At 36.6% G+C, this 23,438-nt stretch carries 26 protein-coding genes and 1 tRNA gene; 9 read left to right on the top strand and 18 right to left on the bottom strand.

Translation table 11 applies throughout. The annotated features are described in order from the left end of the window. Positions 1–4: 4 nt before the first annotated feature. Both HF969_RS07370 and pdhA read right to left on the bottom strand, forming a co-directional pair. Positions 5–982, bottom strand: coding sequence for an alpha-ketoacid dehydrogenase subunit beta (locus HF969_RS07370; protein ID WP_090290211.1), 978 nt, complete (start codon positions 980–982; stop codon positions 5–7). Between the two features lie 2 nt (positions 983–984). Beyond that, on the bottom strand, positions 985–2,094 hold the full coding sequence (pdhA, locus tag HF969_RS07365; RefSeq protein ID WP_090290210.1) for a pyruvate dehydrogenase (acetyl-transferring) E1 component subunit alpha: 1,110 nt from the start codon (positions 2,092–2,094) through the stop codon (positions 985–987). Positions 2,095–2,385: 291 nt separating this feature from the next. Between pdhA and HF969_RS07360 the strand changes: the two genes are divergently transcribed. Together HF969_RS07360 and HF969_RS07355 are read left to right on the top strand one after the other, a co-directional pair. After that, positions 2,386–2,459: transfer RNA gene (locus HF969_RS07360), tRNA-Arg, on the top strand. Between the two features lie 243 nt (positions 2,460–2,702). After that, complete coding sequence (locus HF969_RS07355; protein WP_090290209.1) at positions 2,703–3,662, top strand: sulfurtransferase; 960 nt, start codon at positions 2,703–2,705, stop codon at positions 3,660–3,662. Positions 3,663–3,798: 136 nt separating this feature from the next. On the opposite strand, the gene efp is transcribed toward HF969_RS07355, so the two are convergent. The 15 genes from efp to HF969_RS07280 all read right to left on the bottom strand — a co-directional run bounded on the left by efp (position 3,799) and on the right by HF969_RS07280 (position 18,282). Beyond that, positions 3,799–4,362, bottom strand: a complete 564-nt coding sequence (gene efp, locus HF969_RS07350; protein ID WP_090290208.1) for an elongation factor P — start codon at positions 4,360–4,362, stop codon at positions 3,799–3,801. Positions 4,363–4,456: 94 nt separating this feature from the next. Continuing rightward, on the bottom strand, positions 4,457–5,023 hold the full coding sequence (gene def / locus HF969_RS07345; RefSeq protein WP_090290207.1) for a peptide deformylase: 567 nt from the start codon (positions 5,021–5,023) through the stop codon (positions 4,457–4,459). Positions 5,024–5,035: 12 nt separating this feature from the next. After that, positions 5,036–6,277 (bottom strand): GTPase HflX, encoded by a 1,242-nt coding sequence (gene hflX, locus HF969_RS07340; protein ID WP_090290206.1) that lies wholly within the window; start codon positions 6,275–6,277, stop codon positions 5,036–5,038. Then, positions 6,274–7,227 carry a tRNA (adenosine(37)-N6)-dimethylallyltransferase MiaA gene (gene miaA / locus HF969_RS07335; protein WP_210727905.1) on the bottom strand — a complete coding sequence of 318 codons (954 nt, stop codon included), beginning with the start codon at positions 7,225–7,227 and terminating at the stop codon, positions 6,274–6,276. The genes hflX and miaA overlap by 4 nt, the downstream gene beginning before the upstream one ends. An 11-nt stretch (positions 7,228–7,238) precedes the next feature. Continuing rightward, positions 7,239–8,963 carry a DNA repair protein RecN gene (gene recN, locus HF969_RS07330; RefSeq protein ID WP_090290204.1) on the bottom strand — a complete coding sequence of 575 codons (1,725 nt, stop codon included), beginning with the start codon at positions 8,961–8,963 and terminating at the stop codon, positions 7,239–7,241. Positions 8,964–8,983: 20 nt separating this feature from the next. Further along, positions 8,984–9,799, bottom strand: coding sequence for a TlyA family RNA methyltransferase (locus HF969_RS07325; RefSeq protein ID WP_090290203.1), 816 nt, complete (start codon positions 9,797–9,799; stop codon positions 8,984–8,986). A 10-nt stretch (positions 9,800–9,809) separates the two neighbouring features. Beyond that, positions 9,810–10,691 carry a polyprenyl synthetase family protein gene (locus tag HF969_RS07320; RefSeq protein ID WP_090290202.1) on the bottom strand — a complete coding sequence of 294 codons (882 nt, stop codon included), beginning with the start codon at positions 10,689–10,691 and terminating at the stop codon, positions 9,810–9,812. Next, positions 10,688–10,933 (bottom strand): exodeoxyribonuclease VII small subunit, encoded by a 246-nt coding sequence (locus HF969_RS07315; protein ID WP_090290201.1) that lies wholly within the window; start codon positions 10,931–10,933, stop codon positions 10,688–10,690. The genes HF969_RS07320 and HF969_RS07315 overlap by 4 nt, the downstream gene beginning before the upstream one ends. A gap of 3 nt (positions 10,934–10,936) precedes the next feature. Beyond that, the gene (gene xseA / locus HF969_RS07310; protein WP_245694850.1) at positions 10,937–12,304 is read right to left on the bottom strand and encodes an exodeoxyribonuclease VII large subunit; all 1,368 of its coding nucleotides are present in this window, start codon (positions 12,302–12,304) and stop codon (positions 10,937–10,939) included. A 149-nt stretch (positions 12,305–12,453) separates the two neighbouring features. Further along, the gene (locus tag HF969_RS07305) at positions 12,454–14,229 is read right to left on the bottom strand and encodes a DUF1002 domain-containing protein (protein ID WP_090290199.1); all 1,776 of its coding nucleotides are present in this window, start codon (positions 14,227–14,229) and stop codon (positions 12,454–12,456) included. 158 nt (positions 14,230–14,387) lie between these two features. Continuing rightward, the gene (gene nusB / locus HF969_RS07300; RefSeq protein WP_090290198.1) at positions 14,388–14,828 is read right to left on the bottom strand and encodes a transcription antitermination factor NusB; all 441 of its coding nucleotides are present in this window, start codon (positions 14,826–14,828) and stop codon (positions 14,388–14,390) included. A 1-nt stretch (position 14,829) separates the two neighbouring features. Further along, positions 14,830–15,258: an Asp23/Gls24 family envelope stress response protein gene (locus HF969_RS07295; protein ID WP_090290197.1), complete on the bottom strand. Its 429-nt coding sequence runs from the start codon at positions 15,256–15,258 to the stop codon at positions 14,830–14,832. 11 nt (positions 15,259–15,269) lie between these two features. Further along, positions 15,270–16,331, bottom strand: coding sequence for a M24 family metallopeptidase (locus HF969_RS07290; RefSeq protein ID WP_090290196.1), 1,062 nt, complete (start codon positions 16,329–16,331; stop codon positions 15,270–15,272). Between the two features lie 12 nt (positions 16,332–16,343). Beyond that, positions 16,344–18,068 carry a ribonuclease J1 gene (rnjA, locus tag HF969_RS07285; RefSeq protein ID WP_090290195.1) on the bottom strand — a complete coding sequence of 575 codons (1,725 nt, stop codon included), beginning with the start codon at positions 18,066–18,068 and terminating at the stop codon, positions 16,344–16,346. 1 nt (position 18,069) lies between these two features. After that, complete coding sequence (locus HF969_RS07280) at positions 18,070–18,282, bottom strand: DNA-directed RNA polymerase subunit epsilon (RefSeq protein WP_090290194.1); 213 nt, start codon at positions 18,280–18,282, stop codon at positions 18,070–18,072. A gap of 164 nt (positions 18,283–18,446) precedes the next feature. Between HF969_RS07280 and comGA the strand changes: the two genes are divergently transcribed. From comGA to HF969_RS07245, 7 genes are all read left to right on the top strand, one after another. Next, on the top strand, positions 18,447–19,526 hold the full coding sequence (gene comGA, locus HF969_RS07275) for a competence type IV pilus ATPase ComGA (protein ID WP_455333756.1): 1,080 nt from the start codon (positions 18,447–18,449) through the stop codon (positions 19,524–19,526). Further along, a complete protein-coding gene (gene comGB / locus HF969_RS07270) occupies positions 19,480–20,550 on the top strand; it encodes a competence type IV pilus assembly protein ComGB (protein ID WP_090290192.1) in 1,071 nt (356 codons plus the stop codon). Before comGA ends, comGB begins: the two co-directional genes overlap by 47 nt. A gap of 12 nt (positions 20,551–20,562) precedes the next feature. Continuing rightward, the gene (comGC, locus tag HF969_RS07265; protein ID WP_090290191.1) at positions 20,563–20,907 is read left to right on the top strand and encodes a competence type IV pilus major pilin ComGC; all 345 of its coding nucleotides are present in this window, start codon (positions 20,563–20,565) and stop codon (positions 20,905–20,907) included. Beyond that, the gene (gene comGD / locus HF969_RS10200; protein ID WP_090290190.1) at positions 20,907–21,362 is read left to right on the top strand and encodes a competence type IV pilus minor pilin ComGD; all 456 of its coding nucleotides are present in this window, start codon (positions 20,907–20,909) and stop codon (positions 21,360–21,362) included. Before comGC ends, comGD begins: the two co-directional genes overlap by 1 nt. Further along, positions 21,325–21,678 carry a hypothetical protein gene (locus HF969_RS07255; protein ID WP_090290189.1) on the top strand — a complete coding sequence of 118 codons (354 nt, stop codon included), beginning with the start codon at positions 21,325–21,327 and terminating at the stop codon, positions 21,676–21,678. The genes comGD and HF969_RS07255 overlap by 38 nt, the downstream gene beginning before the upstream one ends. A 64-nt stretch (positions 21,679–21,742) precedes the next feature. Next, entirely contained in the window at positions 21,743–22,120 is a 378-nt protein-coding gene (locus HF969_RS07250) for a ComGF family competence protein (RefSeq protein WP_090290188.1), read from the top strand. Then, positions 22,110–22,862, top strand: a complete 753-nt coding sequence (locus HF969_RS07245; protein WP_143406565.1) for a hypothetical protein — start codon at positions 22,110–22,112, stop codon at positions 22,860–22,862. Before HF969_RS07250 ends, HF969_RS07245 begins: the two co-directional genes overlap by 11 nt. 49 nt (positions 22,863–22,911) lie before the next feature. On the opposite strand, the gene smpB is transcribed toward HF969_RS07245, so the two are convergent. Continuing rightward, positions 22,912–23,379 carry an SsrA-binding protein SmpB gene (gene smpB / locus HF969_RS07240; RefSeq protein ID WP_090290186.1) on the bottom strand — a complete coding sequence of 156 codons (468 nt, stop codon included), beginning with the start codon at positions 23,377–23,379 and terminating at the stop codon, positions 22,912–22,914. Positions 23,380–23,438 lie beyond the last annotated feature (59 nt).

Here is a 23,438-nt window from a genome sequence, read left to right as displayed (position 1 = left end):
TAGCCTAAAAGTCTTCTAATTCTTTTGCCTTCGCTACAATATCTTCTGCGTTTGGTAACCAGTCTCTTTCAGCCATTCCGAATGGGAAGACAGTATCAGGGGCAGCTACAAATCCAATAGGTGCTTTAAGAGAAAGTACCGCACGTTCAGAAATTTCTGCGATCACTTTACTTCCTACACCGGCTTGGCGTTGAGCTTCTTGAACCATAATCACTTTACCTGTTTTTTCAACAGATGCGACAATCGTTTCAATATCTAATGGTTGAACGGTTCTTAAGTCAATCACTTCAACATTAACACCTTCTTTGGACAATGCTTCTGCTGCTTTAACTGATTCTTGAACCATTGCTCCGTATGCAATTAGAGTTAGATCTGTTCCCTCTTTAACTACCTTTGCTTTGCCTAAAGGTACTGTGTATTCTTCTTCAGGTACTTCTTCACGGAAAGAACGGTACAACTTCATATGTTCTAAGAAATAAACAGGATCATTGTCGCGGATCGCTGAAATCAGTAAACCTTTAGCATCATATGGATTAGACGGAATAACCACTTTAAGACCTGGTGATTGTGCTAACAATCCTTCTAGTGAATCTGCATGAAGTTCAGGTGTGTGGACGCCTCCTCCGAACGGAGAGCGGAAAGTGATTGGTAAGTGACGTGATGCTCCCATACGATAGCGAGTACGTGCTGCTTGAGCAACAACTGAGTCCATTGTTTCAAAAACAAATCCATTAAATTGAATTTCAGGAATAGGACGAAACCCTTCAAGAGCAAGTCCAATCGCCATACCACTGATACCTGATTCAGCTAATGGTGTATCCATTACACGATCTTCGCCGAATTCTTCTTGTAATCCTTGGGTAGCTCGGAATACACCACCGTTTTTACCGACATCCTCGCCGAAGACAAGAGTACGATCATCAGTGCGTAATTCATTGGCTAAAGCGTCAGTAATAGCCTCAATCATTGTTAATTTAGCCATAATTATTTATTCTCCTTTGCTTCAAATTTACTGATTTGTTCTTGAGTAACATAATCTGGTGTTGCATACATATTTTTCAAGAAGTCAGATATTTTTTGTCTTGGTTCTTGATCTGCTAGTTTTATAGCTTCCTTAACTTCATCTTTCGTTTTTTGAATAACTTCTTGTTCCTTTTCTTCTGACCATAATCCTTTAGCTGTTAGATATTTACGCATGCGTACTAATGGATCTTTAGCGCGCCATTCCTCTTGAGCACCTTCAGGTTGGTAACGTTTTGGATCATCTCCTGAAAGAGTATGCGGCCCAAAACGGTAGCAAATCGTTTCAATTAAAACAGGACCATTTCCAGCAATTGCATATTCACGGGCTGCTTTTGTAACAGCGTAAACAGAAAGAATGTCCATCCCATCCACTTGAATACCTGGAATACCTGCGGCCACTGCTTTTTGAGCTAAAGTCGGAGCTGCAGTTTGCACACTACGTGGAGTAGAAATTGCCCAGCCATTATTTTGAACAACAAAGACAGCAGGGGCTTTGAAGGCACCAGCAAAGTTAATTCCTTCATAGAAATCACCTTGTGAAGAACCACCGTCACCTGTCCAAGTCATTGCAATGGCTTGACGATTATTCTTTTTAATTCCTAATGCCACACCAGCTGTTTGAACATACTGAGCGCCAATGATAATTTGTGGTGGATAGGCTTTTAAATCCTCATCAAAAGTCGATCCAGCCACGTGCCCTTTAGACCAAAGAAAGGCTTTATGTAGAGGAAGACCATGCTTAATTAATTGTGGTACATCTCGATATCCTGGTAAAAGAAAATCTTCCTTCTCAGTCGCTAATACCGTACCTAATTGAGACGCTTCTTGACCTGAAGTTGGAGCATAAAAACCTAAACGACCTTGACGGTTTAAGGCAGTCGAACGCTCAAACAATTCACGTGCCCAAACCATTTCTTCCATAAATTGAACCATCTCTTCATCAGTAATATCGCCTAATAGTTCTGGATTGACGATAGTCCCCTCTTCATCCATTATTTGAACCATTGAAAAATCAAAATTATCTGGTTTCAATAGTTCTTCCATTGTCACTTTCGCTTTTGCTCGTGCCATTGTTTCACATTCCTCTCATTTTTTGACTTCATAACAGTTGAAATAAAACTGTAGCAATATTTGCTCACATTAAACGATACCATCTTAATTAATCAATTGCAAGGGAAAGATAGTGAGTGGGTGCGATTACAATTATTTACTAGCTTTATAATGGAAAGTTTGAGAAATTATGCACAAAATTAACTGTCACATCTGTTATAGTTAATTGTGAGAAACTGTAGCAGTTGTGCCTATTTTTAAAATTTGACTTGACAAATTTTAAAAAAGAACTTATAATAATGTAGTTGTTATGTGCTAGTAGCTCAGCTGGATAGAGCAACGGTCTTCTAAACCGTAGGTCGCAGGTTCGAATCCTGCCTGGCATATCTAATATAACTATAACACTACTTAAGGGTTAACTGATAAAATCAGATTTCTCTAAGTAGTGTTTTTTTGAACACAAAATTTCTATTTAACAACACTAATTATTTTTTTGATCTTGAATTTTCAAAATAATTGATGACTTTGGCTACTATACTGATAAATAGCTAGTGTTTATTAAAAACACTCATGAATAGCGACTATCATTTCGTTTTTAAAAAGACTAGAATATTCTCAGGAGGGATATTATGAAAAAATTCACAAATTCAGTCATATTCTTTTTTCTATCTTGTATTTTGATTTCCACTAATCCGTTTATTGTTAATGCGACTAATACAATACATGATGAAGTAACAGCTGTTGAAGAAGCCGCAATTGATTCGAAACAATTTTCGGGTGACTTTATTGTTGATGTTGACTACTTAGCATCAAAAATTTATGACCCTAGCACGATCATAATTGATACCCGAGGAACGAAAGAAGCTAGTAAAGGCCATGTGCCAGGTGCTCTTGCTATGACTTGGCAAGATTTAGCGGATGTTGAAGATAAAAAACCCGGCGAAGAAGGTTGGGGACATATCCTAGCTAAGAAAGATCTTGCAAAAAAATTAGGCGAATTAGGAATTGATCCTGCCAAAGAAATTATTCTCTATTCTGTTGCTAATGCAGGCTGGGGGGATGACGGTCGTATCCTTTGGGTCCTTAAAGCGGCTGGCTATCAAAAGCTAAAAATGGTTGACGGCGGTTTCCAAGCCATTTCAAAATCAGAAATAGAGCTAGATAAAGGAAACATTGATTTCAAGCCGGTTGAAGTATCAATTGATGAAATTAGTCGTGATGCAATTATTGATACACAGGAGTTAACAGAATCCCTGGCAGATTATAAAATTATTGACACCCGTGAAAAAGATGAATATGAAGGTGCAACATATTATGGGGAAGCAAAAGGTGGCCATATTCCCGGCGCAATAAATATCCCATACACCGCTTTATATAATGAAAATGATTTATTGAAATCTAACAAAGAATTAGAAGCTCTTTTTCTAGATGAGGGATTAAATAAAGAGGATGCTATAGTTACTTATTGTACAGGAGGTATTCGTTCAGCTTATATGCAATTAATAATGGAAATGCTAGGCTTTAAAAAGGTCAAAAACTATGAAGGATCTTATTATAACTGGGCGACTATCAATGAAGTAGAAAAATAACATTTAGAACCTTGTTGGGTAATTATCTCAACAAGGTTCTTTTTAATAACAGTTAATATATTAATAATTGAGCTCCTATGAAAGTAACGATTATTTTTAAGCATAAAAAAACTCAGCCAAAGCTGAGTTTTTTTTATTATTTATTAGCTCTACCTTTGTATGAACCATCAGATGTTCCAATTTCTAGGGATTCGCCAGCTTCAATAAAGTCAGGAACATTGACAACGAGACCTGTTTCCATTGTAGCAGGTTTACCGGATCCTGTTACTGTTGCACCCTTGATCGAAGGTTGAGTTTCAGAAACGGTCAATACTACTGTGCCTGGCAATTCAACCCCAATTACTTCTTGACCAAAGAATTGTATTTTACAATGCATATTATCTAACAAATATAGCAATTCATTTTCAATAGTATCCGCAGGTAACTCATACTGTTCGTATGTCTCAAGATCCATGAAGACAGCCATTCCATCCATCTTATAAAGATATTGGACTTCTTTCGTATCTAAGTAGGCACGTTCAAATTTTTCATCAGGTCGAAAAGTAGTATCGTATGTTGCCCCTGTACGCACATTACGAAGTTTCATACGCATAACAGTGTTACCCTTACCTGGTTTGTGGTGGCTTGCTTCTAATACCTTAATTAAGTTCCCATTATCCACAAAAGTCATACCGGCTTTTAAATCGGTTGCTGAAATCATCTTATCTTCTCCTAACTTCTTTCAAATTACTCATGTATTATACCATAGAAATTTCACTTCAAACAATGCCAAAACATATTTGTTTATTGAGGAATCAAATGAGGTGTAAATCTTCTTTAGCGTACCACGGAGCTTGCTCATTAATATGATCATAAAACATGATACCATGCAAATGATCAATTTCATGCTGAGCTACCACAGCTTGATAATTCCTTAATTTTAAACTATGTTCATTCCCTTCCAGATCTTGATACTTGAGTGTTATTCTTTGTGGACGAGGCACATAACCTTCTACTTCACGATCCACTGATAAGCACCCTTCACCTTCACTTAAAGCGACTTCCTGAACAGAGTGTCTCGTAATCACTGGGTTAACGAAAATTTGACTCATTTCTTCACCAGAAATGTTGCCTTCATCATCAAATTGATAAATATGCATAGCAAATATCTGTTTGCTTATATTTATTTGAGGAGCCGCTAAACCTACTCCTGGTCTTAATCCATATTTTTCTGCTTTTTCCTTATCTTGACTATTCTTTAGGAATTCTAACATTTCCATGGCTTTTTGTTTTAACGAAGGATCCATTGGGAAAGTTACCTTTTTTGCTTTTAACCGCAAGGTTGGGTGACCTTCTTTAATAATATCTTTCATCGTTAACATTTTTTTCCTCCTTTATATGTCATTTTTATCGTTCTGCTTGCGACGGTAACCACTCACACGGTAATATTGATTTTCTTCATCAAATTCCAAGCTTTTAACAAGCGTTTTTTGCTGATACAGCGATAAGAGATCTGCTTCTTCTGGAAGTACTTTTACAGAATAGGCCTCTGCTGACTGAATACAAAGATTCCAAATTGCTTCTTTTAGTTCTTCAATATCCTTATTGTTTAGAGCAGAAATCGTAATATTGGGCTTTTGTATAGCCACAAAGGACTCATCAATCATATCTTTCTTATTATAGACAGTTAAAACTGGAATGTGATCTGCTTCAATGTCTTTTAAAATGCGGTTAACTGTTTCTTCATGCATAAGATGGGCAGGATTTGAGGCATCTACCACATGCAATAAGACATCCATGTATCGTATTTCTTCTAAGGTTGACTTAAATGATTCGATCAATTGAGTCGGTAATTCTTCAATGAACCCGACTGTGTCTGTTAAGGTAAACATTGGGTGTCCGTGAATCGAAAACTGTCGAGTAAGTGGGTCAAGTGTTGCAAATAATTGGTTCTGTACAAAAGTTTCACTTTCTGTTATTCGACTTAAAATAGTCGACTTTCCGGCGTTAGTATACCCGACAAGACCGATATTAAATTCACGACCATTATAGCGGTTTTCTCGTGTACGTTTACGGTGTTGAGCAACTTCTTTTAACTCTTTTTTGATCTGGTTAATCCGTGAACGGATATGGCGTCGATCGGTTTCTAATTGAGTTTCACCAGGCCCTCTCGTTCCAATGCCTCCTCCTAAACGTGAAAGAGATTTTCCCTGTCCGCCAATTCTTGGCAATAGGTATTGATATTGAGCCAACCCAACCTGTAGTTTCCCTTCTCGGCTTTTAGCTCGCATTGCAAATATATCTAGAATGAGTTGTACACGGTCAATCACCTTAACACCTAGTTCAGCTTCAATCACCTTATTCATACTAGGTGAAAGTGAGTTAAAGAAAATGACTAAGTCAATAGCATCACTTTCTACATACAATCTGATTTCTTCCAATTTACCTGATCCTACAGCAGAATGGTGATTAAGCCTTGGTAGTTTTTGAATAATTGTTTTTATAACAATCCCTTCTGCCGTTTGGGTTAAGGATTCCATTTCTGAAATCAACTCTATGAAGCGATCATCTTGGTATGCTTCTGTTTGAATTCCTACTATTAGGACCCGTTCTGGGCCTTTACTGGTTTCGATCATTGTTTCTCCTTTTTAATTTCATCTAGAAATTCTGATATTAAAGCTTCTGCTTGATTTTCATAATCCGGTTTACTTAAATCAATCCAATGTTGATTTTTCATTCGATTACGATACCAAGTCAATTGTCTTTTTGCATAACGCCGACTATTTTGTTGGATATTTGCAACGGTGTCTTCATATGATTGTTGTTCTTCGAAATAAGGTAACCATTCTTTGTAACCGATGCCCTTCATACTGGAAAAATTAACATTTTCTTTACCTTGAAAAAGATGGCGGGCTTCAGTTTCCAGCCCCTGCTTAAGCATCATCTCCACCCTCCGATTAATCCGGTCATACAGTTCTTCACGGGGACGATTTAAGATGATTAAAAGTTCTTTAAACCGAGACTGACGATTAGTTATTTCTGATTGGCTTGAAAAAAGTTTTCCTGTCTGATTAATTACTTCTAAGGCTCGGATGATTCGCCTTCCATTTTGTATAGGGATCTTTTTTGCTGCTAATGGATCGATAGCATTCAATTCTTGCCAAAGAATCGATGCACCTTCTCTTTCCAACCTTGCCTCTAAGCTTTGACGATATTGGGGGTCCATTGAGCGCTCTCCACCAAAAGAAAGATCGTAGAGTAAGCCTTCTAAATAAAGGCCTGTGCCACCAACAAGAAATGGTAAGCCCCCTTCCTCATAAATTTTCTTAATTACTTGGCTAGCATCTTTTTGAAATTGACTGGCATCATAGTTTTCTTCAGGATGACAAATATCTAAAAGATGATGTTCGACACCTTCCATTTCTTCAAGGGTAATCTTGCCGGTTCCGATATCCAAGCCACGGTATACTTGCATCGAATCGGCATTAATAACCTGTCCATTAAAGCGTTTAGCCATTTTAACGGATAGTGCCGTTTTACCAACCCCTGTAGGTCCAGCAATGACTACTATCGGTAGTTTATTCAAGATAAAACCTCCTAGTTATTTTGATAGGATGTAAGCAGATCTTGAGCTACTTGCAGACTTGAATCAGACTGCACTTCACCGGACATCATGCTAGCAATCATGGCCACTCTTTCTTCTTCAGTTAAATAATCAACTTGTGTGATTGTACGTTCTTGGTTAATTTCTTTACTAATAATTAATTGCTGGTTTGCAGCAGCAGCTACTTGGGCTAAATGTGTGATACATAGCACTTGTTTGGTTTGGCCAATCTTAGCCATCTTACTCGCTATCGCACTCGCAACTCGACCAGAAACGCCTGTATCAATTTCATCAAAGATCAAAGTCTCAACAGCTTGATTTCGAGCGAAAATCGTTTTCAAAGCTAACATAAATCGAGAAAGTTCCCCACCTGACGCAATTCTAGCCAGCGGTTGACTTTCTTCACCTAAGTTTGTCACTGCATAAAATTCGACTTGGTCAAGGCCTGTTTCATTTAAACGTAAGAGTGTTTCGGGAAAGAAAGATCGCATACTAGAGTCCTCTTCGACCTGACTGATTTTTACTTGAAATTCAGTATAAGGCATATAGAGTTCTTTTAACTGATCTTCCACTTCTGAAGTAATTTTTTTAGCTGCTTCTTGGCGAAGAACACTTATTTTATGTGCTAAATAGTAGGTTTCTTGATAGGCTTTTAAAAAAGCGTCTTGTGTTTGTTTTTGATAGTTTTCAAAGTTTTTAATTTGATCGATTTCCTTTGCCAACTCAAGCTGATAGCTTATCAAATCTTCAATTGTGCGTCCATATTTTTTTTGTACTTTTTCTAGTTGACTCAATCTCTTTTGAATCGCATCAATAACTTGGTCATCATAATCCGGAATATCAAGAGAAAATGCAATTTCACGACTTAACTCTTTCAAATCTATTTGAAAACCACTTAAGCGCTCTGCAAAAGATAAATATTGATCCTCAAGCCTACCTAACGTTTGCAGCAAATAGAGTACACGTTCTATTTGTTGGTCGACACTTCCTTCTTGATCGGTCATTAACTGGTTAATTTCGCTCAGATGTTGGTTCATAACTTGAGCATTTTGCATCTTCTTACTCTGCTGGAGTAATTCTTGATCCTCATCAGCGACTAAATCTAAACTATTTAGTTCTTCAAACTGAAATTCGAGAAAATTTAAGCGCTGGAGTGCTTCTTGTTCATCAAACTTTTTACTCAATAAGGTCTGTCTTAGATCACGATAAAGAGCAAAAGAAACCTGATATTCCTCCTTAATCACTTCTAATGACTCTGTAGCATATAGGTCTAATAATTCAAGATGTCTTGACGAATCTAAGAGCGCTTGATGCTCATTTTGACCATGGATATCAACTAAATAACGTCCAATTTGTTTTAGCATGGTAACATTGACAGGTCTTTGATTAACTTTAATGACATTGCGTCCGCTCTTGTGAATTTCTCTTTGAATGAGAAGAGCATCTTCTGGATCTTCGATCTTGATCCCTATTTCTTCCAATTGCAATAAGAGTTTCTCATTTTTCTGCAGACTGAATAGCCCTTCAATAAAAAGGTTTTGACTCCCTTTACGAATAAAATCAGTCGATCCCCTACCCCCACATAAAATACCAATCGCATCAATAATTATTGATTTACCGGCACCAGTTTCTCCGGAAAGAACCGTCATTCTTTCACTAAAATCGATAGAAACTTGGTCAATAATGGCAAAGTTTTCAATTCTTAAACTAATTAACATAAGACACCTCTTTACTGATTTTATTCAAAAGTTTGATGGCTCTCTTCCACGACTTTTGCAATATCAATGGTTAAATGACTGAGGTTTCCAGGTTGATCTTCATGAAGTAAGTGCACCAAATACTCGATATTACCTTCTCCACCTGTTATTGGTGAATAAGTTAGGTCTTTCACAATAAAACCAATATCGGTAATAAATGCCATCACTTCTTCTAACACCTCTTGATGAACAACCGGGTCTTTTATAACACCTTTTTTCCCTATACGACTAGGTCCTGCTTCAAACTGAGGTTTGATTAAGGCAATCACTGAAGCACCTTTTTTCAATATTGCCTGTAAAGGGGGTAATATTAATGAGAGTGAAATAAAAGAAACATCTATTGAAGCGATGGTTGGTTGTCCTTTTGTAAAATCCTCTAAGCGAGAGTAACGGAAATTTTGACGCTCCATTACGACTACTCGTGGGTCTTGACGGAGTGAATAGGCTAATTGATTATATCCCACATCTAAGGCATAAGATAAACGAGCGCCTTTTTGCAAAGCAACATCAGTAAAACCTCCCGTTGAAGCCCCGATATCTAAAAGAATATGGTCAGTGATATCAATTTTAAAAAAGTCGAGCGCTTTTTCTAATTTTAGTCCACCACGAGAGACATATGGGAAGGGTTTCCCTTTGAGATAAAGCTCACGATCGGTAGGTATTTTTTCGCCAGGTTTGTCATAGCGTTGATCATTTTGATCATAAATTTTACCTGACATGATTAAACGACGTGCTTGTTCCCGTGAGTGGGTTATTCCTGCTTGAACAACTAATTTATCGACACGTTCCTTTTTCATTATTAACTCCTTAAAGGTATTTCTCAAGCGGTATGAGAAAATTATCTAGCGCTTGAAAAGATTTATGACATACTGTTTCTAAACTTTCCAACGCTACTCGCGCTAATCGGATTTCCTCAATTAAGCTTTCCTTTGCAGCTTGAATTCCTAAAAGACTTGGATAGGTTGACTTCTGATTAATAATATCTGAATAAGCTAAACTATCAACTTCCTCGTTCAAATCGACCACATCTTTTAAGTCATTATGAATTTGATATGCCACCCCATAATGCTGACCAAATTTTGTCATTAAATTAGCTACTTCCTGATCAACTTCAACAATGATTGACGCTGCTTTCATTGCAAAAATAAACAATAAACCGGTCTTCATCAAATGGATTTGCTGCAATTTGTCAAACTCGATGTTTTTATTTTCAGCTTGAATGTCATACAATTGTCCTGCCACCATACCTGAAGAACCTGCTGCATGAGCCAATTCTGTTAGGAGAGCGACTTTTTGATGGTCTTGTAAACTTTCATCTTGAGCAAGAATCGCAAAAGCATCCGCTTGAAGAGCATCTCCTGCTAAAATGGCAGTCGCTTCATCAAATTTAACGTGAGAGGTTGGTTGCCCTCTTCGCACTTCGTCATCATCCATGGCAGGCAGATCATCATGAATTAAGGAATAAGTATGAATAAATTCAAGAGCAATGGCAGTAGAAATAGCCTTATCCACCTTTTCCTTATTTAAAATAGCAACCACCGTTAATAAAAGTAAGGGCCTTAATCTTTTCCCACCACTATTTAAAGAATATACCATGGGTTTGACCATTTCTAGAGGGGAATGCATAGAAACAACCTGATCTTGTAAAGCTTGTTCGAATTGTGTACGTAAGGGGCCGCCGAGTATCATTCTGTTTTAATCTCCTCATCTAGTGGTTGTAATCCTGATTCTGTCATTATTTTTGTGACGGTAGCCTCAGCTTCGGTTAATTCTTTTTGACAATACTGGCTCAAAGAAACACCTTTTTGAAAGGCTTGCAAGGCTTCTTGTAAAGGCAAAGTGCCTCTTTCTAATTTTTGTACAATCTCTTCGAGCTCTTGCAAAGCTTGTTCAAAAGTAATAGATGGATCTACTATTTGGTTTTCTGTCATTTTCTATTCCTCCTTTTTAATAATCGCTTCGTCATCTGTCGATTCAACTAAAACATTTGCACACCCTTCATATAACTGAATTTTCAAATGATCCCCTTTAGCTAATTCCTGACTGGATATTATCTGATGACCTTCTTTCTCAACCAATGAATATCCGCGCGCCATTATTCTAAGTGGGCTATATGCGTCTAAGAGTGAACTGGCTTTTACATGCTGGTCTTCTTTTCTTCTCAAATAATCAAATAAAGTACGTTGCATACTTGTTCGAGTGGTTTTTAATGTTTCTTGACGATAGGCAATTTGCTGGTGAGGGTTATATGCGTACACGGCTTGTTTTAACTGAGTAATCTTTTGTTTCTGACTAGAGAAATATTGTTCTTGACGCATTTGTAAACGATCGCTTAAATAAAGTGCATTTTGTAAATAAGATTGGTAAAGCCTCTCAGGTTGCGTTAATACATAGGAATGACTTGACCTTACTAGACGCTCACTCGCCCATTCTATCCGCCCCCGAAAGGCGTTAAACAAACGCGCTTGCTTTTGACTGATTGCTATTAAAACTTCTTGTAAGACAGGAACAGACAGTTCTGCCGCAGCAGTAGGCGTTGGAGCCCTTAAATCAGCCACTAAATCAGCAATGGTTGTATCTGTTTCATGACCAATTGAAGAAATGACCGGTATCGGACATTCTAGAATAGCATGTGCTACGGCTTCATCATTAAAACACCAAAGATCTTCAATCGAACCGCCGCCACGTGCCAAAATAACACCATCAAACGTTAAAGGAGCACTCTGTAACAGCTTAAAAGATGCCACGATTTCTTTTGCAGCATCTTTGCCCTGTACTTTAGTAGGAAAGACTACTATTTCTACAATCGGATACCGCCGTTGGATAGTTGTCATGATGTCACGAATAACCGATCCTGATGGGCTCGTAATAACAGCTATACGTTTTGGGAATTTAGATAAACTTTTTTTAGGGCGATCAAAAAGGCCTTGCGCTTTCATCTTTTCTTTTAATTGCTCTAGCGCCAAATAGAGGGAGCCAATTCCATCAGGTTCAATGCTTTCCACGTACAGTTGGTATCTTCCGCCTCCTTCATACACCCCGACTCTTGCCGTTACAAAAACTTTCATTCCTTCTTCTAATTGAAATTTTAAGCGATGAAATTGATTTTTAAACATGATAGCGTTAATTTGAACCTTATCTTCTTTTAAAGAAAAGTACTGATGAGAGTTTGGTCGATGGCGATAATTTGAAATTTCCCCTAAAATCCTAATCCGTTGTAAATGAGGATCACGATCAAATTTCTGACTAATATATTTTGATAAAGCACCGACTGTTATATAATTCTTTGTTTCTTTCTTCACTGTCTCACCTCTTTTCAAATATCATTCTTTTCTATTTTATCACAATCTAATTGACAGGACTAGAAATCAAAAAAGAACCAGATTTAAATTTGCTTTATCTGGTTCTTTATAGATCGTATTAAAATTTTTTAACTTTTTTAACCTTAAGGTTAATTTCCGGAATCTGTTTCTTCAGATGGAGCCGCTTCGGTTGTCTGTTCGTTTGAAGTTGGCGTTTCTGTTTCGGGTACTTCTTCAGACGGTTGGACCTCTTCAGAAGGTTGTTCCTCTTCTGGATTAGTTGGTGCTTCTGTCATCTCTTGCGGTTCCTCCTCAAGAGTTGTTTCTTCTTCGGTCGTTTCAACTGAGGTATAACCAGGAATCGTGTAATCCACAGGAACTTCAGCTGCTACATAATGGTTCTCAACATTCACACCATAGATAGCATTAAAATCAAATGTCGCTTGGTTTAAAGGCACAGCTTCCATTGAAACAGGATCTATTTCACTAATAACACCTGTTTCTAAATCATATTGGAATCGCGCTAACGTTGTCATTTTAGTTGGTGTGTCTTCAGCTACCGTTAAGCTAATTACTTTATCCGTTTGTTCAATATCAGTATAAGTATATACCTCTGGTGCAAATCCAGTCGCATTTGCAATTAATTGAATAATTTCTGCTAATGGTGCATCAGATGCTTTTAAATTCTGAGCGGATTGTAGTTGTGTAAGCCATTGGTCTTTGATTGGTAAAAATTCGTATCCTTCGCCTTCCGCAGTAGCTTTTAAATCACCTTCGAAAGTAGCGGTATATTGGTAAAGCAATTCTCTAAAATTATCTAATTCTGCTTTTGTTTCGACTGTAAGCTCTGGTTGGATGGCTTCAATGATAAAGGTATGGGCATAGATATCATCTACACGGATCCCCTGATCGACTGCTTGCTTGAAACGATTATATAAGGCAGGTAAAATTTCATGGTATTTTTCAGTATCAGAAAAATCAGGTGTTTCTACTGCTTTAATTTCATCAATAGTCATTTTAGGCTCTAGTTGAGCAAGAATATTGTCCCATTTTTTGTCTTCGATCGACGCATCTAATTGTTGAACAGTGTCTTCATTAGCAGCAGCATCGGTCTGGGCAAAATCATTGGCATATTGCTCTAATTCTTGCTTCGTTTGATTAGAAATCTCTACATCGGTAGCAACTGAATTATCGACAACATTGCCATCGCCTTCAATATTAGTGTTATTAATAACATTATTTACAACTGTGTTTACAATTTCAGTCGAGTTTACTTGACCATTATTTTGAACTTGAGCAGCAACTTCTTTCTTAATTTCAGCAATAATTACGTTTACTTGTTCATCGGTTAACCCTGTTTCAGTCTTAACATTATTTACGACAGAAATTTCTTTTTGTGCCGTTTGCATATCGTGTTGTTTTACTACGACACCTTGTGATTCTAGCAAAGCATAAAGGCCAGTTAGAGCTCCTTCGCCTGTTACAGGTAGAATTGTACCAATTCTTAATAAGGCATTCTTGGCTCCCGCTGTTATAGCTGCATTTTGATAGGTTGTAGCTGAAACAGCAGTGATATTTTCAGGCGTTACAATTTGAACTTTAATTCCTGTACCAGGTGCTTGAGGCTTAATATATACGGACGAGTATACATCTGTTGAAGCATCTGATCCAATGTTTAAATAGCGATCAATCATCACACCGTCAACATAAATTGTATTCTCAGGAGTTACCTGATTTGCGCCTAATAATTGAATGGTTTGTTGGGCTTGTTGTGAATTTAAAGTCGCTCCTAAAGCTAATTTTTCTACTTGCAAAGTTTGCTCAGCCTGTTCAACTGCCATAGCTGATTGAGTAATTAAAGGCATACTTGCTGGAAAAGCAGTCAAAGCAGCTAAAGCAAGTAATAATACTTTTTGTTTTTTCATAATTAAGATTCTCCTTTTACTAATTGATGCTCTTTATGACACTTTGATTATATCGGTCAAAATGTATATATACAAGCTAAACCCCTTTGTTTAACAAAATATTATAAGAAAAAAACCAGAAAAAGAATAGTTTCTTCACATTCTTTTTCTGGACGCATTTAATTTTGCTTAGCTAATAGTTTAGCTAGAACACCTGAGATAAACTTTCTTGATCGATCGTCTGAAAAAGTTTTGGCCAACTCAATCGCCTCATCGACAGCTACTTTGGCTGGAACTTGTTCTTCATCAATAAAAAGCACTTCAAAAAAAGCTAAACGCAAAATCGTCAAATCAATACTGGCTATTCTATCAAGTGTCCATGCTTGACTGAGATACTGTTTAATCAGATCATCTAAGGCATGTTGATTATCCCTGACTCCTCTGACAAGAGTAATTAAATAAGGATCAATTGTTCCTAAAAATCCTTGATCAGGATCATTACCAGCTTCTAAGGCAAATTCTACAGCAGTCTCACTTTGAAATTGCTCGCGATCAATGACCAATTGATATAAGCTCTGAACTGCCTTTTCTCTTAGCTGATGACGTGATAATTTTTCCATCCTATTCTCCGATTTCTAATTCGTTTTCCTTATGCTCTACAGAAGACCCTATTTGTGTTTGTGGCTCTGTATCGATCGCTTGCACGTGAACATTCACTTGACTAACAACTAAATCCGTCATATATAAAATTTGTTCTTTAACACGTTCCTGAATAGCTGCAGCAATAATAGGAACTGTCTTGCCATAAGCTATACGCACATTAATATCAATAGTAATTCGATCTTCGATTTGACGCATTTTCGCATTTACGCCTGAACCTTGAATACGCAAGAATTTTCCGGCTTCTTTTTTCTGAGAGGAACTAAGCACACCATCAATTTCAGAAGCTGCTTTCGCCGCAATATCCTCGAGGACACCCATCGTAATATTAATTTCTCCCAAATATTGTTTGCTTAGAGATTCAAATGAGACAGTTTGTTTATTTGACATCTTTTAGCCTCCTATAAAATTATTAATTCTTTTGGACTGCGGTTAATTGGAACTACGCGATCTTCTTGCACGATTAAATCATCTTCAATCCGAACACCACCAATACCTGGTATATAAATGCCGGGCTCATCAGTAATTACCATATTAGAAACCACTACATCTTCAGAACGACTAGAAACAGCCGGCATTTCATGAACGTTCAAACCAACGCCGTGGCCTGTAGAATGACCAAAGTATTCGCCATAACCTTTTTCAGTGATATAATCCCGAGCTATCGCATCAATTTCCTTACCAGTCATTCCAGCTTTCGCCTCTTGGATAACACGTTGATGTGCTTCAAGCACAATTTCATAAATCTCTTTCAATTTGTCAGAAATCGATCCCACAGCTATGGTACGTGTCATATCTGAAGAATAGCCATTGTAATAGCAACCAAAATCTAAAGTCACAATATCTCCATCTTCAATCACTTTTTCACTGGCAACCCCATGAGGCATTGCAGAACGTTCACCGGAAGCAACAATAGTGTCAAATGACATGCCCGTTGATCCTTTATCCTTAAGAAAAGCTTCTAATTCGTTTGCAACTTGAATTTCAGTTACTCCTGGTTTTATAAAGGTTAGAATATGTTCAAACGCTTGGTCTGTAATTTCGCAAGCTTGACGGATCGTTGCCAATTCCGATTCATCTTTAATCAAACGAATCTTTTCGATTAATCCTTGACTAGCTTTAATATCAACTTCAAAGAGTTCTTGAATTCTCAAATAATGACTAACATTCATATTATCCGCTTCAATTGCTAGGGTTTTAATCTTTTCTTGATCAATTAGATTTTTTATTTCTTGATCAACTCCGTTTTGATGAATAACAACAGATGCAGACTTCACTTGTTGATTCGCTTGTGTATTATAGCGGAAGTCTGTAATAAAGAATGCTTTATCTTGGGTCACAAAAACAACCCCGGTGGAACCAGTAAAACCAGTTAAATATCGAACATTCAACAAGTCTGTGACATATATAGCATCAAATTGATTTTCTTTTAGCACCTGACGTAATTTGTTTATTCTCTCCATTTGATTACTCCTTTACTTTCCTTCATTTTGTTTAGTCTGATGGGGTCTTACCCCTTTGTTAATATCTAATAAGATAGGCATGATCATTGGATTTCTTTGCGTTTTCTGATAAATTGCCGGCTCTAATTGACTGAGTAATAAATCGCGTACACTTCGTTCACTCACATTTGGGCCAGACTCATTTAAACCACGATTAATGATCGATCTTGCCTTATTTTGAATATCATTAATGAGATCAGCGGATTCACGCATATAAATAAAGCCACGTGACATGATATCTGGTCCTGAAATTAATTGTTTAGCTGCAAAATCAATGGTAGCAGAAACGATAATTAATCCTTCTTCTGATAGTGCTTTTCGGTCTTTAAGAACAATACTACCAATATCTCCGATACCATTTCCATCAACATAAACATCCTGTGCAGGGAATCGTCCAGCTATCCGTGCTGAATCAGCTGTTAATGCTAAGACATCCCCGTTAGACATGATAAAACAATTATCCTTAGGTATTCCTGTCATTTGAGCTAATTCTGATTGGATTTTTAGCATCCGATATTCACCATGGACGGGCATAAAATATTTAGGTTTCATCAACCGATGCATCAATAACTGTTCTTGCTGTCCACCGTGACCTGAAGTATGAATATTATTAACTTTACCATGGATCACTTTAGCACCTTGCTCACTCAACTGATTAATTACCCGGTTAACGCTCATTGTATTGCCTGGAATAGGAGAGGAAGAGAATATAACCGTATCATTAGGTTGTAAGGAAATTTGACGGTGAGTTCCATTGGCAATTCGACTTAAAGCCGCCATTGGCTCACCTTGCGATCCTGTACAAAGAATCAAGATTTTATTGGCCGGATATTTATTTATATCACGTGATTCAATAAAGATATCTTCACCCTTATCATCAACATAGCCCAGCTCTCTAGCAGTTTTAATCGATGACTCCATAGAGCGACCAAAAACAACTATCTTGCGTCCAGTTTCATAAGCTGTCATTACCACTTGCTGTAAGCGAGAAACGTTAGAAGCAAAGGTTGCAAAAATAACCCGTCCCTCTTCTTTTTGAATAATATTCCGAATCGATATGCCTACAATTTTCTCTGAATTAGTAAAAGTTGGAACCTCTGCATTGGTTGAATCACCTAAAAGAAGTAATACACCCTCTTCTCCAATTCGCGCCATTTTATGTAAATCAGCCGGCTTTCCTACAGGTGTAAAGTCAAATTTATAATCACCTGTAAACACAATATTACCTGGAGGTGTCTTAACCACAATACCATATGCTTCAGGAATTGAGTGGGTCGTTAAATAAAAGCTAACACTTGTTTTACGGAAGCGGATCACTGAATCTTCGTCGATTTCGTGAATTTCTGCATCTCTTAATAAACCGCGTTCTTGTAATTTATTACGGATTAAAGCAGAAGCTAATTTACCAGCATAAATCGGCACGTTTATTTCTCGCAATAGAAAAGGAATCCCACCTATGTGGTCTTCGTGACCGTGTGATATAATAACTGCTTTAATCTTATTCCTATTTTGAAGGAGGTATTGATAGTCAGGAATAACATAGTCAATTCCTAACAATTCATCTTCTGGAAACATGACTCCTGAGTCCATAATGATGATTTCATCTTGAAATTGGACACCATACATATTCTTTCCAACTTCATTCAGGCCACCTAAGGCAAAAACACCAACCTCATTATTCTTAATATTTACTGACATTTTAGAACTCCACCAACTTAAAGTCTTCTTGCTCTTTCTCATATGCCAAATGAGCTTCATCTAGCTCTTGGACATATTGAATATTGTATGGTGTATTCTTTGTCACTTTATCAATCGCTTCTACTCGATCTCTAGCTTCAAGATATAGGGATTGAGTCATTTCTCTGGTAGGAACTTGTTCTTTACTTTCTTGGTACATTACTTTAAAAATCATGTATAAATAACTCCTTATTTTTTTATTTCAACTGATGGATGAGCTATACACTCGTTGTCACTTTATTCTATCATACTTTGATAAGTAGGTATAGTTTGATACAAAGGCTCTTATTTAGACTTAAAAAAAATTAGCGCCATTTCTCGTCTGATTGCGTATTTAATATTCAGACTAGTCAAAAAGGTGATCAAATGATAGAAGTTATTTCTAAATCAGTAATTGCGGAGGCCATCAATCAATTAGCCTCTGATATTCATTTTATGCCCCATGTAGATAGCTATCAAATCTTCTTGAGAATTAATGGTCAACTCCATTTCTATAAAAATTTCCCTCTATCCGTTGGGAAACAAGTCATTGCCCATTATAAATTTCTAGCCAATATGGATGTTGGTGAAAAGAGACGACCTCAATCCGGGGCTTGTCAATTTTTTGTGAATGAAAATCAGAGAGTTGAACTAAGACTCTCAACGATAACAGACGTTAATCTAATCGAATCCTTAGTCATCCGGGTTATCTTTAGTACCATCCATCAAGCTCAACAAATAAACGCTTATTTTCCAAAACAAGTGGATCTCATCCGAACTTTAATAAGAAAAAAAGCCGGGTTAATACTGCTTTCAGGACCCGTTAATTCAGGTAAAACAACTACCATTTATCAACTCTTACGTGAGAGAGTAAAAGAAGAAAAATTGCAAGTGATCACAATGGAAGATCCCGTAGAAATTAAAGAATCTTCCTTCCTACAAACGCAGGTTAATGAAAAAATCGGCATTTCTTATGACCTTTTAATTAAGTCCTCACTGAGGCACCATCCAGATATTTTGTTTATCGGAGAAATCCGTGATGAAGAAACGGCACGGATGACGCTTAGAGGAGCCTTGACCGGACACCTTATGATCGCGACCATTCATGCTAAAGATTCATTAGGAGTCATTGCTCGATTAAACGAATTAAAAATCAGTCAGGAACAACTAAAACAGTCCCTCATTGGCGTTGTTTCGCAACGACTGATTCCGCGCTTTTGCCCTCTTTGCCAAAGCAAGGTTCAGTTATCTTGTCCACATATTCCCAAGGCCTTTCAAAGAGCAGCTCTCTTTGAAATATTATATGGCAAAGCTTTAAAAAACTACCTGGGTCAACTTAATTTATTACCTTGTTTTTCTCCAATTAATAGTCAGTTAAGAAAGGCGTGGGCATATGGATACATCTGTCAAAAAGACTATGAGCATTTTGAAATACTTTAAAAGCCGCCAATTAGTCTTTAATCAAGTAGAAAGAATCTATTTTCTACAAGTATTAGGGGAGATGATTCAACAAGGTTTTTCAATTAATCAAAGTCTTCAGTTTATGAAAATTTTATTAGCAAAAAGAGTGGTAATTATTGATCAAATACTGCAAAAATTGAGTAGCGGGCAAAGTTTCGATCAAACGATTATAGCTTATGGGTATTCCTCTCGCATTGCCGCTCAATTGTTTTTTGCTCAAAAACAAGGACGATTTACTCAGGCTCTATTTGAAATAGTAGATCATTTAAAAACTATTCATGATTATCAAAAAAAATTAATCAAAACACTGATCTATCCTTGTTTTTTAATGGTGTTTTTAACTTGCTTATTATTTGCCATGCGTCATTGGATGCTTCCTCATATTCTCTCCTTTATTAATGAAGATATTTTAAACACACACGTTTTTGCACGATACCTCCTGATTCTATTTACTTTTCTCCCTCAAATATCGATTGCCCTTCTATCCATTTGTTTAATCTTTTATTTGATCATTGATTTTTATCTAATGCAGATGCCAGTATTAAAAAGATTTCAGTTATTAGCTAAAACCCCTTTAATAGATCAAGCGATTAAAAAATATGCTTCTTATCGTTTAGCAGATGAACTTTCTTATTTTTATGCAGGTGGGTTTTCTATGCAAGAAACACTGGACTTACTAATTATGTATCCAATCGATCCTTTTCTAAGTGAATTAGCCAATTATTTACATCAGCAATTTTTAGCAGGAAGGGATTTAAGAGACTCCTTAAATCATATAGGCATTTTCACACAGACTCTTAGTCTGGTTATCTACCAAGGAGAACTAACTAGTCAAACTGGCCAAAAGTGTAAACTCTATGCTGAAAAGATTTTTGAGGAGGTGGTCGAAGATTTAAATAAAAAATTAAGTTTTATTCAGCCGATACTTTTCATAGTTATCGCCGTTATTGTAATGGCTATGTACCTTGTTCTTATGTTACCGATGTTGACAATGGAGATATGAAAAGGAGTATTTATGAAAAAAAGAGTTCTTAAGAAAATTAAGCTTCCTAATTTTTTTAAAAACCAAGGAGCTTTTACGCTCTTAGAAATGCTTATTGTGCTTATCATTGTTTCGCTATTAATGGCTATTATCATTCCAAATGTATCAGGGCAAAAAGATCGTATTGATCAACAGGCAGTAGAAAATATAACAGAAATTGTTGAAACGCAAGCTGATGCTTATTATCTAGTCGAAGATCGTACAGAGTCATTGACGCTAGAGCAGTTAGTAAATGAAGGCTATCTTACCCAAAAACAAGCGGATGAAGCAAAAGAACGAATTGATCAAACTGTTCTCAATCAAATTTTATCTCCCTAATGCCGGAAAATTCTAAATCAGCTTTTACACTTATTGAGACTCTTTGTGTTTTATCAATTCTCTGCTTGTTATTAATTCTCCTATCTTTTTTCCCTTATCAAAAAATTAAAGATAGTTACCAAATAAAGGTTTTTACTGATCAACTGAAAAGCCAGTTGTATTATGCTCAAGATAGAGCCATTATTCGTCAAGCTCCAGTTCAAGTCGTATTTAGCAAAACGGGAACCATTTTCTTTTGGCAGATAGATTCTCGCGAAATGATTAGTCAACTTAGAGCCCCTAGTAATTTGTCCATCCTCTCGTCTTTTTCTTTTTACTACCTTAAAGATGGTCGAATTAATGATTTTGAAACGGTTTTTTTCTTGGATGATGATGGAAACTATTTTGAACTTATTTTTCAGCTAGGAAGTGGTCAGTTTGATTTTAGGAAACAAACAAGGGACCAGTCTCATTGAAGCACTTGTTGGTCTCATAATTTTTTCATGGCTTTTAAGTTTTTATTTACCTGGACTGACTCAAGAACTGCGGACTTTCAAACAACTAAAAACCGAATCCCAAGAATGGCATCTTTTTTATCAGTTAGTGGATATTCAACTTTCCACTTTAGATATAGAGCAAAAAGAAGCTTTACTCAGTTCAACTATAGAAACGAATCAATTGTTATATTCGATTGAAGTTGAAGCTTTTTCTTGTGATGCAACTTCATGCCAAATAGAATTTAAGAGAGGGAGTAACTATCATATTTCACTTCAAGATATTCAGGAAATTTAAACAAGCAAGATCTGCTTTCACTTTAATCGAGTGCTTATTAACTCTATGTATCGTAGCATTTATTATGCATACACTGATGATTAGTATTAAACATTATCAAAAAATTGATCAAAATTTACGCCACGATCGTACATTTGATTGGCAACATTTTACTTTAATAATGGAAAGCGAGTTTGAGCATTTTTTGATCGAAAGGGTTACTCAGCAAGAAATCCATCTTTGTTTGAAAAGCAATGTTTATGAAAAAAGTTCTATTGTTTTAAAAAACAAAAAAATTTATCGCCGACCCGGCCACCATCCCTATTTATACCATGTAAAATCCTGGGATTTAGTCCAAAATGAACCTTTTATCACCATTTCCGTCCAGCTAACGAATGATCAAGTGTTTGCTCATACCTTCCATACTAATTTTGATGGGGTTGATGAATGGAATGAAAAATAAACGTGGTCTGATCATTCCGATGATTCTATGTTTTATGTTGCTTAGTCACATCATCTACATGGGTATCATCCATCTTAATGCCCTCCATCGACAAAGAATTCAGCAGTCAAATCATTATTATCAATTACAAATTCAAAGTCTTTTGAGTCATTTTATTTTATACTCTTTTATCACCGACCAATGGTCAGTTAGTCTTGAAGAGACAATTCTTGATGATTGTCATCTTCTTCAAAAAGAAACCTTTAATGCATATAAGTTGCATTCAAACGATTTACTACATCCAACACTCAACATCATTAAGGTTGAGGATTCAAATTCGGAAGCTTTCCTTCTCTTACACAAAATGCATATTTATCTACAACCTTCATTAAATTTTCAACCAGCTTTTACTAGGATTGAACCTGATGGAGAATGGTTAAATAAACAACAAATTATGCCTTATGCCGCTGAAGTAAATGAGTTTTCATTTGAAACCATTACTCAAGAACTTGTTTCTCAAGGATATAATATATTCCAGCAAATAGAAACAAGTAAAGAAGCTCAGTGGGTGGGAACATTATCTAACGATTATCAATTTGAATTTAATAGCGGTACTACTTTTATAACTAGCGATACAGAGGAATTATGTTTTTCGTCAACACTCCCTAGTGGAGATTGTTTTGAAAAACGATGGCGATCCTCTGAAATAAATTACCTCCTCCAATGGCAAGGGAATCTTTATCAGGAAACCCATGCTAATTAACGATAAAACAGCAAGCATCCTTTTATCCTCCAGAATGCTTGCTGTTTTTTTATCTTACCTTGAGTGCTCGATCAATATCGCGTTTTGCTTGTTGTTCTTTTAGAGCTTGACGCTTATCATAATGGTGTTTGCCCCGAGCAACTCCAATTAAAATTTTAGCACGTCCTCTTACTAAATAGACTTTTAATGGAACAATGGTCATCCCTTTTTGACGAGTCGCTTGATCAATATCCAAGGTTTCTTTCCGATGTAAAAGTAATTTGCGATCCCGCAAAGGATCATGATTAAATAAATTGCCATGATCATAAGGACTTATATGAACATTTTTTAACCACGCTTCCCCATTATAAATCGAAATGAACCCATCTTGAATATTGATTTTCCCCGCTCTGATTGATTTAATCTCTGTTCCTTTGAGAACCAAGCCTGCTTCATAAGTATCCACAATTTCATAATCATGTCTCGCCTTACGATTTTGGGCTAAAGGTTTGTCCTGTTTCATCTTATTATTTGCCATAAAATCTCCTCGCTATTGCTAGGAGCTTGCATAGCATTCTCTGCTTGAAGACAGATAAC

It is taken from the genome of Facklamia miroungae (assembly GCF_012396555.1).
GTDB classification, from domain to species: Bacteria; Bacillota; Bacilli; order Lactobacillales; family Aerococcaceae; genus Facklamia; species Facklamia miroungae.
This window is presented reverse-complemented; position numbering and strand designations above follow the sequence as displayed.

What these genes read in the sequence shown, in the direction of transcription:
- pdhA (WP_090290210.1), bottom strand. Translation starts at nt 2,094, where the DNA reads ATGGCACGAGCAAAAGCGAAAGTGACAATGGAAGAACTATTGAAACCA.
- rnjA (WP_090290195.1), bottom strand. Translation starts at nt 18,068, where the DNA reads ATGTCAGTAAATATTAAGAATAATGAGGTTGGTGTTTTTGCCTTAGGT.
- HF969_RS07290 (WP_090290196.1), bottom strand. Translation starts at nt 16,331, where the DNA reads ATGGAGAGAATAAACAAATTACGTCAGGTGCTAAAAGAAAATCAATTT.
- smpB (WP_090290186.1), bottom strand. Translation starts at nt 23,379, where the DNA reads ATGGCAAATAATAAGATGAAACAGGACAAACCTTTAGCCCAAAATCGT.
- HF969_RS07315 (WP_090290201.1), bottom strand. Translation starts at nt 10,933, where the DNA reads ATGACAGAAAACCAAATAGTAGATCCATCTATTACTTTTGAACAAGCT.
- hflX (WP_090290206.1), bottom strand. Translation starts at nt 6,277, where the DNA reads ATGATCGAAACCAGTAAAGGCCCAGAACGGGTCCTAATAGTAGGAATT.
- HF969_RS07355 (WP_090290209.1), top strand. Translation starts at nt 2,703, where the DNA reads ATGAAAAAATTCACAAATTCAGTCATATTCTTTTTTCTATCTTGTATT.
- comGD (WP_090290190.1), top strand. Translation starts at nt 20,907, where the DNA reads ATGCCGGAAAATTCTAAATCAGCTTTTACACTTATTGAGACTCTTTGT.
- HF969_RS07370 (WP_090290211.1), bottom strand. Translation starts at nt 982, where the DNA reads ATGGCTAAATTAACAATGATTGAGGCTATTACTGACGCTTTAGCCAAT.
- HF969_RS07325 (WP_090290203.1), bottom strand. Translation starts at nt 9,799, where the DNA reads ATGAAAAAGGAACGTGTCGATAAATTAGTTGTTCAAGCAGGAATAACC.
- comGC (WP_090290191.1), top strand. Translation starts at nt 20,563, where the DNA reads ATGAAAAAAAGAGTTCTTAAGAAAATTAAGCTTCCTAATTTTTTTAAA.
- nusB (WP_090290198.1), bottom strand. Translation starts at nt 14,828, where the DNA reads ATGGAAAAATTATCACGTCATCAGCTAAGAGAAAAGGCAGTTCAGAGC.
- comGB (WP_090290192.1), top strand. Translation starts at nt 19,480, where the DNA reads ATGGATACATCTGTCAAAAAGACTATGAGCATTTTGAAATACTTTAAA.
- HF969_RS07250 (WP_090290188.1), top strand. Translation starts at nt 21,743, where the DNA reads ATGCATACACTGATGATTAGTATTAAACATTATCAAAAAATTGATCAA.
- HF969_RS07245 (WP_143406565.1), top strand. Translation starts at nt 22,110, where the DNA reads ATGAAAAATAAACGTGGTCTGATCATTCCGATGATTCTATGTTTTATG.
- recN (WP_090290204.1), bottom strand. Translation starts at nt 8,963, where the DNA reads ATGTTAATTAGTTTAAGAATTGAAAACTTTGCCATTATTGACCAAGTT.
- HF969_RS07305 (WP_090290199.1), bottom strand. Translation starts at nt 14,229, where the DNA reads ATGAAAAAACAAAAAGTATTATTACTTGCTTTAGCTGCTTTGACTGCT.
- HF969_RS07320 (WP_090290202.1), bottom strand. Translation starts at nt 10,691, where the DNA reads ATGATACTCGGCGGCCCCTTACGTACACAATTCGAACAAGCTTTACAA.
- efp (WP_090290208.1), bottom strand. Translation starts at nt 4,362, where the DNA reads ATGATTTCAGCAACCGATTTAAAAGCCGGTATGACTTTTGTGGATAAT.
- HF969_RS07280 (WP_090290194.1), bottom strand. Translation starts at nt 18,282, where the DNA reads ATGATTTTTAAAGTAATGTACCAAGAAAGTAAAGAACAAGTTCCTACC.
- HF969_RS07295 (WP_090290197.1), bottom strand. Translation starts at nt 15,258, where the DNA reads ATGTCAAATAAACAAACTGTCTCATTTGAATCTCTAAGCAAACAATAT.
- def (WP_090290207.1), bottom strand. Translation starts at nt 5,023, where the DNA reads ATGTTAACGATGAAAGATATTATTAAAGAAGGTCACCCAACCTTGCGG.